A 12,298-nucleotide genomic window follows, 5' to 3' on the forward strand; every position below is an offset into this window, starting at 1 on the left:
CCAGCGCCAAACGTGGCGGATCAGTTAAATCCATCCCAAATCTCCTTGGCACCACCTGAGGCGCCTCATCTGGTGGGCAGAGCTCAGCAGGAGAGGAGAGCGGCTATGAAACTCGTCGAGTCGGCCAAACCGTACGTCCTGTCCCTGTACCGCATCGTGCTGGGGCTGCTGTTCGCCTCCGACGGCGCGGCCAAGCTCTTCGGCGTCCTCGGCGTCGACGCGGTCCGCCCCGGCGAGTGGCCTGGCTGGTATGCGGGCATCATCGAGCTCGTCGGCGGCTTCCTGGTCATCATCGGCTTCTTCACGCGCGTCGCGGCGCTGATCTGCTCGGGCGAGATGGCCTTCGCGTACTTCACCGTCCACCAGCCGAAGGCCCTGTGGCCGCTGCAGAACGAGGGCGAGCTGGCCGCCGCCTACTCCTGGGCCTTCCTGATGATCGCGGTGATGGGTCCCGGAGCGTGGGCGCTCGACACGTGGCTGAGCCGTACCCGCGCAAGGGGGCGCGTCACGCCTCCCTCAACGGCCTGACTCGCCGGCGCCTTTGCGCATCAGTCAAATACCGCCCAAATCTCTTCCGGACGGCCCAGCATGCCTCGCCGAGCGGGCAGAGCACTCCAGAAGAGGAGAGTCATCATGAACGTTCTGGATACGGTCAGACCGTATGTCCTGTCTATATTTCGCATCGTCATCGGGTTGATGTTCGCCTGCCACGGCGCGGCCAAGCTGTTCGGCGCCCTCGGCGGCGAGGCGGTTCCCGTCGGCGTCTGGCCGCAGTGGTACGCGGGCGTCATCGAGGTCGTCGGAGGCGGCCTGGTCCTTCTCGGGCTGTTCACGCGCATCGCGGCGCTGATCTGCTCGGGCGAGATGGCGTACGCCTACTTCCTCGTCCACCAGCCGAAGGCCCTGTGGCCGCTGCAGAACGAGGGCGAGCTGGCCGCCGTCTACTCGTGGTCGTTCCTGCTGATCGCGGTCATGGGCCCCGGCGCGTGGGCGCTCGACACGTGGCTGAGCCGTATCCGCATGCGCGAGCATCTCACCGCCCACAACGGCGTGGCCTGACCGGCGCTCCCACGTCCGCCCGCGAGGCCCGTGCGATCAGCTGAGGCCCGCGCGGCGCGCGCGCTCGACCGCAGCGGGGAGCACCTCGATCAGCCGGTCGACGTCCTGCTGGGTCGAGGTGTGTCCGAGAGTGAACCTGAGGGAGCCGCGGGCGGCCGCGACGTCCGCGCCCATCGCCAGCAGGACGTGGGACGGCTGAGCCACCCCTGCCGAGCACGCCGACCCCGTCGAGCACTCCACGCCCTTGGCGTCGAGCAGCATCAGCAGCGCGTCGCCTTCGCATCCGGGGAAGGAGAAGTGCGCGTTTCCCGGGAGCCGGTCGACGGGATCGCCGTTGAGGATGACGTCGGGCACGGCCTGCCGTACCCGCTGAATGAGGTCGTCGCGCAGGGCGGTGAGGCGGCGCGCCTGGTCCTCCTGGCTCTTCACCGCCGCGGAGACGGCTGCGGCCAGGCCGGCGATGGCGGGGGCGTCGAGGGTGCCGGAGCGGACGTCGCGTTCCTGTCCGCCGCCGTGGAGGACGGAGACGGGCGTGATGCCGCGCGCCAGGAGCAGCGCGCCGACGCCCATGGGGCCGCCCACCTTGTGTCCTGTGAGGGTGAGCGCCTCGGCGCCGGAGTTGGCGAAGGAGACGGGCAGCATGCCGACGGCCTGGACGGCGTCGGTGTGGAAGGGGATGCCGTGCTCGCGCGCGATCGCGGACAGCACGGGGATCGGCTGGACGGTGCCGACCTCGTTGTTGGCCCACATGACGCTGACCAGGGCGACGTCCGACGGGTCGCGTTCGATGGCGGCGCGCAGCGTGTCGGGGTGGACCCTGCCGTCGGCGTCGACCTCGAGCAGGTCGACCTTGGCTCCCTGCCGGTCGGCGAGCCACGCGGCGGGGTCGAGTGAGGCGTGGTGCTCGACCGAGCTGACGAGGATGCGCCTGCGCGGCTCGCGCGCCCAGTAGAGGCCCTTGATGGCGAGGTTGTCCGCTTCGGTGCCGCCGGAGGTGAAGACGACTTCACTGGGGCGCGCGCCGAGGGCGTCGGCGATCGTCTCTCGGGACTCTTCGACCACCCGCCGGACCTGCCGTCCCGCAGCGTGGAGCGACGAAGCGTTTCCCACGCGGCCGAGCTGCCGGGTCATCGCTTCGATGGCCTCGGGAAGCATCGGAGTGGTCGCCGCGTGATCGAGGTAGGCCGGACTCACCCGATCAGAGTATCTCGTTTGCTACTGTACCGTCCGGACGGTATAGTAGAGGCATGAAGCGTGACGAGTTGCTGAATGCGGCAGAGGACCTCCTCTGCGACCAGGGCTCCGCCGCGCTCACCCTCGCCGCCGTAGCCGACAGGGCCGGCGTGAGCAAGGGTGGTCTCCTCTACCACTTCAACAGCAAGGAAGCCCTGATCAAGGGCATGGTCGAGCGGCTCATCGCGGAGTTCGACGACCTGATGGCGGCACAGCAGGGCGATACCTACACCAAACGGTACATGGGCGCCACGCTGACAGCCGTCCGCTCGGGCCGGCTGCGACGATGGGCGGTCGTGACGGGCGCCTCGGGCAACCTGTTCCTGCTCGCGCCGCTGCGCGACGCGATGGCCAGGTGGCACCGCGAGGGGCTGGCAGACGAGCCCGACCCCGTGGCTTCCCAGATCGTACGGCTGGCGTGTGAGGGCCTGTGGGACGTGGCGAGCCACGACCCCGACCTCAACACCGAGAGCGACCTCCAGGCCCTCGAGGCCCGCCTCCTCGCCCTGCTGTAGCGCGCCTTCCACCGCGCCACTCCCCCCTCCCCTCCCCCAAATCACCGAACACGACCACGCCCCTGCGCGCTTTCCGCAGGGGCGTCATTGAACGATCCCGAGAGGTGTTGACGATGACCCGCGACCTGAGGACTGCCCGTTATGGGTCGATCCTCACTTTTGTCCTTGCTGGCTTGATGGTGGGCACGATGACCGTGCGCATCCCCGCGCTGACCGACAAGCTCGGACTGTCCGAGGCGACGATCGGCGTGGTCCTCCTCGTGTGGGGCCTGGGCGCGCTGGTCACCATGCAGGCGATGCGCGGCGTCATGAGCCGCGCGGGCAGCAGGACGGTGCTACGGGTCGGCGGCCCCGCGACGGCGCTGTCGCTGCTCGGCGTCGCCTGCGCGCCCAACCTGCCGTCGCTGCTGGTGGCGGTCGCGGTGTTCGGTATGGCGTTCGGCACGGTCGACATCGCGATGAACGCCCAGGGTTCCACGGTCGAGCAGGCCTACGGCAGGCCGCTGATGAACGGCATGCACGCCGGATGGTGCGTCGGCGCGATCACCGCGGGCGGCGTCGGCAGCCTGGCGATCGCCTTCGGCCTGTCCTTCACCGGCAACCTCGCGCTCGTCGCTCTCGTCTCGCTCCCCCTGATCATGATCATCGGCCGGACCTACCTGCCCGAGACCCCGGTGGCCGTGACCGTCACCAGGACGCGCAGGCGGATGCCGCCGATCGTCTACCTGCTGGGCGCGATCATGTTCTTCGCGTTCATGGTCGAGGGCACGGTCGCCGACTGGAACGGCCTGTTCATGCGGGACGAGCTGGGCGCGACCGAGGCGGTCGCGGCGCTCGGCTACCCGATCTTCGAGGTCGGCATGCTGATCGCCAGGATCGGCGGCGACAGGCTGCGCTCGCGCTTCGGCGTCCGGGGCATCATGACCGTCTCGGGTCTGGCCACGGCCGCGACGTTCACGATCGTGCTCACGGCCGCGACGCCGCTGATCGCCGTCCTCGCGATGTTCTTCGTGGGTCTCGGTGTGGCGACGATCTCGCCGATGACGCTCTCGCTGGCCGGCACCTCCACCGACAACCCCGGCCCCGCCATCGCCCAGGCGGGTGCGATGGGGTACGCGGGCCTGCTGCTCGGCCCCGTGGTGATCGGCTTCCTCAGCGACCTCACGTCGCTGAGGACGGCATTGGGCATCGCGGTCGCCCTCGGCGTGCTCATCGCGCTGGCCGCGCGGCTACTGCCGCGCGCGGAGCCCGAGATCATCACGATCGCCCCCGTCGAGCGCCGCGAGCCCGCCGAGCTCGCCGCCTGACCCTCACCCGCCGGGCGCCCGCCGAACCGTACGGCAGGCGCCCCCGGGTGAAGAGGCGGAAGAATCGGTCCATGATCCGTTCTGAACGCATGGACCTGGACGCCTACGTCGAACGAACGAGAAACGGCCCCTGCTTCATCTGCGCGATCGTCGCCGGCGATCCCGCGCACGACCTGGAGGAGATCCTCTACGAGGACGAAGGGCATCTGGCCTTCCTGGCGAGGTATCCCACCGTCCCCGGCTACACGCTCGTCTCGCCCAAGGCCCATGTCGAGCACGCCGTGCGGGACCTCGACGAGGACGCCTACACGGCGCTGATGGCGGTGGTCCGCAAGGTCGCCCTCGCCGTCGAGGCGGCCGTGCCGTCGGAGCGGACCTACCTGCTCGCTTTGGGCAGCCAGCAGGGCAACGCGCACCTGCACTGGCACGTGGCACCGCTCCCGCCCGGCACGCCGTACCACGAGCAGCAGTTCTACGCGCTGATGAGCGAGAACGGCATCATCCCGTGGGACGTCGAGCAGGCCCGCGTGCTGGCGGACCGCATCAGAGCCGCCCTGGCGGGCTAGAACGGCAGGAAGGCGGCGGCCCCGACAGGAGCCGCCGCCTTCCGCCTGCCTGGTTCTACTTGCGCTTGCTGACCTCGTCCGCGAGCTGCGGGACGACCTGGTGCAGGTCGCCCACGACACCGAAGTCGGCCAGCTCGAAGATCGGCGCCTCGGGGTCCTTGTTGATCGCGATGATGGTCTTCGCGGTCTGCATGCCGGCCCTGTGCTGGATCGCGCCCGAGATGCCGGCGGCGATGTACAGCTGCGGCGACACGGTCTTGCCCGTCTGGCCGACCTGGAACTGGTGCGGGTACCAGCCCGCGTCCGTGGCGGCGCGGGAGGCGCCGACGGCCGCGCCGAGCACGTCGGCGAGGTTCTCGATGACCGAGAAGTTCTCCGCCGAGCCGACGCCGCGGCCACCGGAGACGACGATGGCCGCCTCGGTGAGCTCGGGGCGGGCGCCCTTCTCCTGCTTGACCCTGTCGACGATCTTCGAGGCCTTGGCGGCGTCGGAGAGGGCGACGGACACCTCCTCCTCCGCGCCCGCCGCGGGGGCGGGAGAGGGGGCGGTGGAGTTGGGGCGGACCGCGATGATCGGGGTGCCCTTGGTGACGCGGGAGTGGACGTTGACGCCGCCACCGAAGATGGACTGGTCGGCGACGAGGCCGTCGCCCACGCCGACCGCGTCGGTGATGACACCCGAGTCGGTCTTGACGGCCAGGCGGCCGGCCACCTCCTTGCCCTCGGCCGTGGCGGCGACGAGGACGGCGGACGGGGCGGCGCTGCCGACGAGCTGGGCGAGCAGCTCGGCCTTCGGCGCGACGACGTAGTCGACCACGTCGGCGGAGCCCGCGACGTAGACCTTCTCCGCGCCGTACTCGGCGAGCCTGGCCTTGGCGTCGGCCGTGAAGCCCGGGCCTGCCCAGACGGCCGAGGGGGTGCCGAGCGAGCGGGCCAGGGTCAGCAGCTCGAGCGTGACCTTCTTGACCTCACCGTCGACCTGCTCGACGAGAACGAGAATCTCCGACATATCAGCAAAACCCCCGTTCTCAGATGAACTTCTTGGACGCGAGGAAGTCGGCGGCCTTCGCGCCACCGTCGCCCTCGTCCTTGACGATCGTGCCCGCCGCGCGCGGAGGAGCGGCGGCGAAGTCGACGACCTCGGACCAGGCCGCGCCGAGGCCGACCTGAGCGGCGTCGATGGAGGCGTCGGCCACGGAGAGGGTCTCGACCGGCTTCTTCTTGGCCGCCATGATGCCCTTGAAGGACGGGTAGCGCGGCTCGTTGATCTTCTCGACCACGGAGACGACGGCCGGCAGCGTCGCCTCGACCTTGTCGTAGCCGTAGTCGGTCAGTCGCTGGATGGAGATGGAGGAGCCCTCGACGTCCACCTTGTTGGCCAGCGTGAGCTGGGCCGCGCCGAGGCGCTCGGCCAGCATGGCGGCCAGCACGCCGGTGCGCGCGTCGGTCGACTCCGAGCCGAGGATGACCAGGTCGAACCCGATCTTCTTCAGCGTCTGCGCCATCGCGTAGGAGGTCGAGAGGGCGTCCGAGCCGTGCAGGGCGTCGTCGCTGAGGTGGACCGCCTTGTCCGCGCCCATCGCCAGGGCCTTGCGGATGGTCTCGGTGGCCTTGCCCGGGCCCATGGTGAGGACGGTCACCTCGCCGCCGTGGGCCTCCTTGAGCTTCAGGGCCTCCTCGACCGCGTACTCGTCAAGCTCGTTGACGACGCCGTCGACGGCGTCGCGGTCGAGCGTCTTGTCATCGGACCGGAGCTTGCGCTCGGTCGCCGTGTCGGGGACCTGCTTCACGCAGACGACGATGTTCATGGCCGGTGGCCGACCTCCCGTGATCGCATGCTCGGATGAGTGCTGTCCAGACTGCCAGACTGCCCGGGGCGCCAGCTGCACGGCCCCTCGGGTCGTCATGTTACCCATGAGTAGCTTTGACGCAAACCCGCAGCTCGTCCCACCATACCGAACTTTGTTCCAGAGGCTCGCGATGCCCCCGATCGAAAATCCCTATCAGGCGTTCAGCAGGAAGACCACACCCACGACCAGCGCGGTTCCGGCGAAGAGCGCCAGCGTGAAAGGGCTGAACAGAGCACTCAGCGCCAGCCACAGCACCGCCACCCCCGCCACGGACGTGAGGTCCGTCACCATGCGGCGGACCTTGAACAGACCGCGCGAGAGCAGCGCCACCGCCGCGTCGGCGACCACGACCAATGCGTAGGAGGCCAGCAGGAACAGGGAGACCTCGGGCAGCGGGGTCCGCGCGGCCGCCGCGAGCAGCGCGGCGAACACCCCCGAGCCGATCACCCACCGCCTGCGGACCTTCTCCCTGTGCAGGGCCCTGGACTCCTCGACCGTCCTGACGTGCCCGTCCCTGCCCGGCCGCCACTCGCGCGTCGACAGGCCGTGCACGTCCGGCTCGCCCGGATGGGCGGGACCCGTGCCGGACCGCCTGCCCACCCAGAAGAACCCGCCTCTGCCGGCGCCGCGACCGCCCGACGCCTCGAGCAGCGCCGCTTCCTGGTCCTGGCTCAGCGCGGGACGGCGGCGTGCCGTACCCGCGCCTGTGACGCCGTGACGGCCGCGGGCGGGGGCGTCCGCGGCCAGCACGGCGCAGATCTGCGCGGCCGTCGGCCGTGCCTCGGGATCCTGCAGCAGGCAGTCGCCCAGCAGCGGCTCCAGCCACGCGGGCACCCCCTCCAGGTCCGCCTCGTGATGGACCACCCGATAGGCGACGGCCGACAGCGGCCCCGTCCCGTACGGCTGGCGCCCCGTGGCCGCGTAGGCCAGCGTCGCGGCGAAGGAGAACACGTCGGCGGGCGCTCCGGCCTCGTGCCCCTCCAGCACCTCGGGCGCGAGGTAGCCCGGCGTGCCGATCACCGCGCCCGAGGCGGTGACCGACAGCGAGTCGAGCGCGGAGGCGATGCCGAAGTCGATCACGACGGGATCGCCGTCGGCCATCATCACGTTGGCCGGTTTGAGGTCCCGGTGGACCACGCCCGCCTCGTGCATGGCCAGCAGCGCCTGCGCCAGCCCCCTCGCCAGCCGCCGCAGATCGGCCACGGGCACGGGGACGACGCTGAGCGGGCGCCCCTGGACGTACCGCGTCACGAGATACGGCCTGTCGCCCGCGAGGGACGCGTCGAGCACCTCGGCCACGTACGGCCCCTCGACCAGGCGCATGGTCTCGACCTCGCGCTCGAGCCTGGTCAGCGCCTGGGCGTCAGCCGCGACGTGAGGGTGCAGGAGCTTGACCGCGACCGTGCGCCCCTCGGGGTCGAGCGCGAGGTGCACCTCGCCGAACCCTCCGGAGCCCAGCGTGGACAGCAGTCGGTAGGGGCCAACGTGCTCACCGTCCGGCTCGCTCATGACTCCATAGTGCCCCGCCCTGAGGCGGGAGACCACGTTATGACCAGGGTGACAGGAAGCCGAGCCCGAGGCTGGTCATGAGCGAGTCGATGAGCCCCGTGATGAGGCCGGTCACGCTGTCCCTCGCGCTGCGGGTCAGCTCCCTCACCACATCCGAGGGCTGCTCCCACGGGTGCCACGTCGGTTCCTGGCCCATCGCGAACATCACCGCGAGCAGCGCCGCCGTACCGACGACGAGCGCCACGACCAGGCCCGCTCCCGGACTGCGGATCACGCTGGTCAGCGTGCGGGTGACCGCCTTGCGCGGCGCTCCACCGCCCGGCAGCACGAACAGGCCGGCCGCGAAGGCGCCGGCGGCGTAGGCCACGGCCTGGTCGCTCTGGACCTTCAGGCCGTAGTGCAGCACGCCCCACACGCACACGCCCCACAGGATCGACAGCGGCACCTGCACCAGCGACACCAGCGACGCCTTGATCAGCGCCCATGGCGTCCCGAGCAGGATCAGCGCGGGATCGGCCGCGCTGCTGCCACGCAGCTGGCGGCGCGCGACGAGATCCCCGAACAGGTACTCGCCCACGCGCAGCACCAGCGCGATCACCACGGCCGCGGCCGCCGCCATCACCGGCATCATGACCGCGAGCGCGACCAGCAGGGCCAGCAGCAGTCCCGCGATGAGCGGGTGCCCGACGCGGTACCTCGGCCGTTCGGCCGGAGGCGGCGCGTAGGGCCGCTGGGACGCGGGCGCGGGCGGTGGCGTGTACGGCCTGACCGCGGCCTGCTGCTGCGGCGGCGGCGGGGCGAAGCCCGCCACCCGCTGGTCGGGATAGGGCGCCGGCGGCCGGTACTGCGGCACGTTCGCGGGCACGTACGGCGGCGGCTTGGGCTCCTCGCGCTGCCTCGGCTTCGGCTCCTTGCGGGGCTTGGGCTCGGGCCTGGGCGGTTTGGCGTACTCCACGGGCGGGAGCAGGTCGGAGTAGCTGTCGTCACGCCCGAACGTCTTGGTCTGGCCCGGCTGCTCCAGCACGCGCGTGCCGCTGGGCGGCGTCTCGTTGAAGGCCGTCACCGACGGGTCGAGCTGCCGCGCCATCCGCAGCAGTTCCTGCGCGCTCGGCCGCGACTGCGGGTCGACCGACAGCGCCCTGCCGAGCCAGCCGCGCAACCACCCTGGGGCCTTGTCGAGCTGCGCCCTGCCTTCCATGATGTTGAAGCAGATGACCTCGAACGTGCCGGTGCCGAAGGGCGGCGCGCCCACGGCCGCGAAGAACACCGTCGAGGCCAGCGCGTGCACGTCGGCCGCCTGGGTGATCTCCGAGTCACGGATGATCTCGGGCGCGAGGTAGCCCGGCGTGCCGACGAACATGCCGGTCTGCGTGAGCCTGGTCGCGTTGACCAGGTGCGCGATGCCGAAGTCGATGACCAGAGGCTCGCCGTCGACCAGCATGACGTTGGACGGCTTGAAGTCACGGTGGATGACGTCGGCCGCGTGGATGGACACGAGCGCCGCGCACAGCCCCTGCGCCAGCCTGATGAGCTCCTGGGCGGGCAGCGGCCCGTCGGTGAGCACCGTCTCCTCGAGCGTGCGCCCGGGCGCGAACCTGGTCACGACGTACGGCTGGCCCCCGACCAGCTCGGCGTCGAGCACCTCCGCCACGTGCCTGCTGCGCACCCTGCGCATGGTCTCGACCTCGCGCGTCAGCCTGTCACGCGCCTTGAGATCGGCGGCCACATGGGGGTGCAGCACCTTGATGGCGACCTCACGCCCCTCCTCGTCGATCCCGAGGTGGACAACTCCCATGCCCCCCTCGCCGATCTTCCTGACGAGCCGGTAGGGTCCGAGACGCTCGGGTGCCTGGGTGTTGCCGGTGCTCATCTACTCATCCCCCTCCTTGGTCCGCCTTCCCCCTGAGGCCCTGGAGCTGGTCCGTGATCGAGCTCACGTCGACCGGTGTCCATACGGACCGTCTGCCCGTGTCGGGCACCGTGCCGTACGCCAGGACCAGTGAGAGCGCGGCTCCGACCGCGAGCACGCCCGCGACCCCCATGGCCACGGTACGCGACGGAACCAGGGACGCGAGCGTCCTCCGCATCTGCCGTCCTGGGGCTTCGACGCCGGGACCGGCGCACACCGTCCATAGCGCGATCGCTCCGCCCCAGGCCAGCGCGTTGCTCAGCGGCATCGAGGTCAGCACGGTGAGCAGCAGCGTCACCGGCAGTCCCAGGATCAGCGCGTACGGCACCAGCGCGACCGTGATGCCGATCGACTTCAGCAGCGCGGCGGGCTGGGCGAACACCCTCAGCACGTCGGCCGCCGCGGCGCCGGTCGGACGCCTGGCGTTCAGCTGGGGCTGCGCCAGGTCGGCGGCGCGCAGCAGCACGGCGACGGGGATCGCCACCGCGCTCACCACCAGGGGGGCGAGGACGGCCACCACGATCATGATGATGAGCAGCATGGCGCCCGCGACGCCGTACGCCTTGGAGCGCTGCAACGCCAGGCCGGGACGCGCTCCTGGGATGCGCGGCTCGCGCCACGTCTCGGGGTCGTGCGGGGCCTGGTGGCCCTGCTGGGGCACCTGCTGATGTCCCTGTTGGAGACCCTGCTGATGGCTCTGCTGGGGCACCGCCTGGTACGGCTGCTGCCCGTAGGGCGAGGGGAACTCGGACGCGTCGGGACGGACCCTGCGCGTGGGGATGTCGCCGTCCCTGTGCGGATACGGCGAAGCCTGCTGCGGGACGCCCTGGTAGCCGGAGCGCCCGCCCTGCGCGCCCGCCTGGCCGCCTGCGGCGGGCGGGAACGAGCCAGGCCCCTGCTGGTAGCCGCCTGAGGGCTGCCCTGTGCCCTGGGCGGGCGGGGGTTGATGGTTGGCCGGTCCCGCCGCCGGCCACGGACGGCCGGCGGGCGGGTCGTTGGCCGCGCGGGTCGGCACGTCCCACGGCTGGGCGGAGGCCTCTTCGCGCATCTGGCGCAGCTCTTCGGGGCTCACCCGCCGCGTGGGCCACGGGTCGCCGCCGGTGGTCGCGTGCTCGCCCTGCCGGCCCTGGGTGCCCGCAGGGCCCTGGCCGCCTGGCCCGCTCTGGCCGCCTGGCCCGCTCTGAGCGCTGGGGCCGCTCTGGCCGCCTGGTCCGCCCAGGACCCCTGGTCCGCCCTGACCGCCTGCCTGGCTCTGTCCGCCCGTCGCGCTCTGGTTGCCGGTCGGCGGGGGGCTCTGGTTGCCCAGCAGCGAGACGTACTCCTGGCTGCCGGGGGCGGGCGTGCCGTACGACCTGGAGGAGGACGGCGACCCGAGCGGCGGGCGCGCGGGCGGGATCGCGGGGGTGGGCATGTCGGCGGGGTCGGTGGCAGGACGCGCGCTCTGCCGGTCGGGGCGCGGCACCGTGGAGATCTCGTCGGGCACCTTGGCCGGACTGGGCGCCAGCCTCGCGGTCTGCTCGGCCAGGTCCGCGGCCTTGGGCCGCTTGGAGGGGTTACGCTGGAAGGCGGCCTTGAGCAGCGGCTGCAGCTCGCGCGGCGCCGCCGACACCTCGGCCTTGCCCGCCGTGATGTTGTAGAAGATCATCTCCAGCGTGCCCTTGCCGAAGGGCGGCTGGCCGGTCGCGGCGAACAGCAGCGTGCCTGCCCACGCGTGGATGTCGACCTCGGGGCCCGCCTCGTGGCCCTCGATGATCTCGGGCGCGAGGTAGCCGGGAGTGCCGATGAACATGCCGGTCTGCGTCAGCCTCGTCGCGTCCACCGCCTGGGCGATGCCGAAGTCGATCAGGACGGGGTCGCCGTCCAGGAGCAGCACGTTGCCGGGCTTGAGGTCGCGGTGGATCACGCCGACGGAGTGGACGGCCGCCAGAGCGGACGCCACGCCGTGGGCGACCCTGGCCAGCGCGGGCAGCTCCAGCGGCCCGTCGTGCTTCACGATCTCGTCGAGGGCACGTCCAGGGACGTAGCGGGTCACGATGTAGGGCCGGTGTCCCGTCACGTCGGCGTCGAGGACCTCGGCGATGTACTTGCTGCGCACGCGCCGCATCGTGTCGACCTCGCGCGAGAGCCGCCGCCTGGCGACATCGTCGCCGGCGACCTCCGCGCGCAGGACCTTGACCGCCACCTGTCGCCCCTGCGGGTCGACAGCGAGGTGGACAACGCCCATTCCGCCTTCACCTAGCCGCCTGAGCAGCCGGTAAGGGCCTAGTCGGTCATCGTTCATGGCATGAAGCACCATACCGGCTCAAACCCCGCCCCAGAGATGAACCTCAAGGTCACATTCCCACGCATG

11 protein-coding genes are annotated in these 12,298 nt (G+C 71.2%); 5 read left to right on the forward strand and 6 right to left on the reverse strand.

Translation table 11 applies throughout. The features are described from left to right. Positions 1-105 precede the first annotated feature (105 nt). Complete coding sequence (locus AC3EO4_RS45860) at positions 106-528, forward strand: DoxX family protein (protein ID WP_431902205.1); 423 nt, start codon at positions 106-108, stop codon at positions 526-528. A gap of 105 nt (positions 529-633) precedes the next feature. Beyond that, positions 634-1,059 (forward strand): DoxX family protein, encoded by a 426-nt coding sequence (locus AC3EO4_RS45865; RefSeq protein WP_379576151.1) that lies wholly within the window; start codon positions 634-636, stop codon positions 1,057-1,059. 36 nt (positions 1,060-1,095) lie between these two features. On the opposite strand, the gene AC3EO4_RS45870 is transcribed toward AC3EO4_RS45865, so the two are convergent. Beyond that, positions 1,096-2,253, reverse strand: coding sequence for a cysteine desulfurase family protein (locus AC3EO4_RS45870; protein ID WP_431902209.1), 1,158 nt, complete (start codon positions 2,251-2,253; stop codon positions 1,096-1,098). A 53-nt stretch (positions 2,254-2,306) separates the two neighbouring features. Here AC3EO4_RS45870 and AC3EO4_RS45875 point away from each other — a divergent pair, with 53 nt between their 5' ends. The 3 genes from AC3EO4_RS45875 to AC3EO4_RS45885 all read left to right on the forward strand — a co-directional run bounded on the left by AC3EO4_RS45875 (position 2,307) and on the right by AC3EO4_RS45885 (position 4,680). Continuing rightward, complete coding sequence (locus tag AC3EO4_RS45875) at positions 2,307-2,807, forward strand: TetR/AcrR family transcriptional regulator (RefSeq protein WP_431902212.1); 501 nt, start codon at positions 2,307-2,309, stop codon at positions 2,805-2,807. Then, complete coding sequence (locus AC3EO4_RS45880; protein WP_379576154.1) at positions 2,723-4,114, forward strand: MFS transporter; 1,392 nt, start codon at positions 2,723-2,725, stop codon at positions 4,112-4,114. Before AC3EO4_RS45875 ends, AC3EO4_RS45880 begins: the two co-directional genes overlap by 85 nt. A gap of 71 nt (positions 4,115-4,185) precedes the next feature. Beyond that, positions 4,186-4,680, forward strand: coding sequence for an HIT family protein (locus tag AC3EO4_RS45885; protein ID WP_431902216.1), 495 nt, complete (start codon positions 4,186-4,188; stop codon positions 4,678-4,680). Between the two features lie 55 nt (positions 4,681-4,735). Here the strand turns inward: AC3EO4_RS45885 and AC3EO4_RS45890 are convergent, their stop codons facing one another. The 5 genes from AC3EO4_RS45890 to AC3EO4_RS45910 form a co-directional block, all read right to left on the reverse strand. Then, a complete protein-coding gene (locus AC3EO4_RS45890; RefSeq protein ID WP_379576156.1) occupies positions 4,736-5,689 on the reverse strand; it encodes an electron transfer flavoprotein subunit alpha/FixB family protein in 954 nt (317 codons plus the stop codon). A gap of 19 nt (positions 5,690-5,708) precedes the next feature. Next, positions 5,709-6,488 carry an electron transfer flavoprotein subunit beta/FixA family protein gene (locus AC3EO4_RS45895; protein ID WP_358134647.1) on the reverse strand — a complete coding sequence of 260 codons (780 nt, stop codon included), beginning with the start codon at positions 6,486-6,488 and terminating at the stop codon, positions 5,709-5,711. 195 nt (positions 6,489-6,683) lie between these two features. Further along, entirely contained in the window at positions 6,684-8,039 is a 1,356-nt protein-coding gene (locus AC3EO4_RS45900; RefSeq protein ID WP_431902219.1) for a serine/threonine-protein kinase, read from the reverse strand. A 37-nt stretch (positions 8,040-8,076) separates the two neighbouring features. Next, positions 8,077-9,909, reverse strand: a complete 1,833-nt coding sequence (locus tag AC3EO4_RS45905; RefSeq protein ID WP_379576158.1) for a serine/threonine-protein kinase — start codon at positions 9,907-9,909, stop codon at positions 8,077-8,079. A gap of 4 nt (positions 9,910-9,913) precedes the next feature. Continuing rightward, positions 9,914-12,244 (reverse strand): serine/threonine-protein kinase, encoded by a 2,331-nt coding sequence (locus AC3EO4_RS45910; protein WP_431902223.1) that lies wholly within the window; start codon positions 12,242-12,244, stop codon positions 9,914-9,916. Positions 12,245-12,298: the final 54 nt, after the last annotated feature.

It is taken from the genome of Nonomuraea sp. bgisy101 (genome assembly GCF_057708945.1).

What these genes read in the sequence shown, in the direction of transcription:
- AC3EO4_RS45910 (WP_431902223.1), bottom strand. Translation starts at nt 12,244, where the DNA reads ATGGTGCTTCATGCCATGAACGATGACCGACTAGGCCCTTACCGGCTG.
- AC3EO4_RS45890 (WP_379576156.1), bottom strand. Translation starts at nt 5,689, where the DNA reads ATGTCGGAGATTCTCGTTCTCGTCGAGCAGGTCGACGGTGAGGTCAAG.
- AC3EO4_RS45905 (WP_379576158.1), bottom strand. Translation starts at nt 9,909, where the DNA reads ATGAGCACCGGCAACACCCAGGCACCCGAGCGTCTCGGACCCTACCGG.
- AC3EO4_RS45875 (WP_431902212.1), top strand. Translation starts at nt 2,307, where the DNA reads ATGAAGCGTGACGAGTTGCTGAATGCGGCAGAGGACCTCCTCTGCGAC.
- AC3EO4_RS45900 (WP_431902219.1), bottom strand. Translation starts at nt 8,039, where the DNA reads ATGAGCGAGCCGGACGGTGAGCACGTTGGCCCCTACCGACTGCTGTCC.
- AC3EO4_RS45865 (WP_379576151.1), top strand. Translation starts at nt 634, where the DNA reads ATGAACGTTCTGGATACGGTCAGACCGTATGTCCTGTCTATATTTCGC.
- AC3EO4_RS45895 (WP_358134647.1), bottom strand. Translation starts at nt 6,488, where the DNA reads ATGAACATCGTCGTCTGCGTGAAGCAGGTCCCCGACACGGCGACCGAG.
- AC3EO4_RS45860 (WP_431902205.1), top strand. Translation starts at nt 106, where the DNA reads ATGAAACTCGTCGAGTCGGCCAAACCGTACGTCCTGTCCCTGTACCGC.
- AC3EO4_RS45885 (WP_431902216.1), top strand. Translation starts at nt 4,186, where the DNA reads ATGATCCGTTCTGAACGCATGGACCTGGACGCCTACGTCGAACGAACG.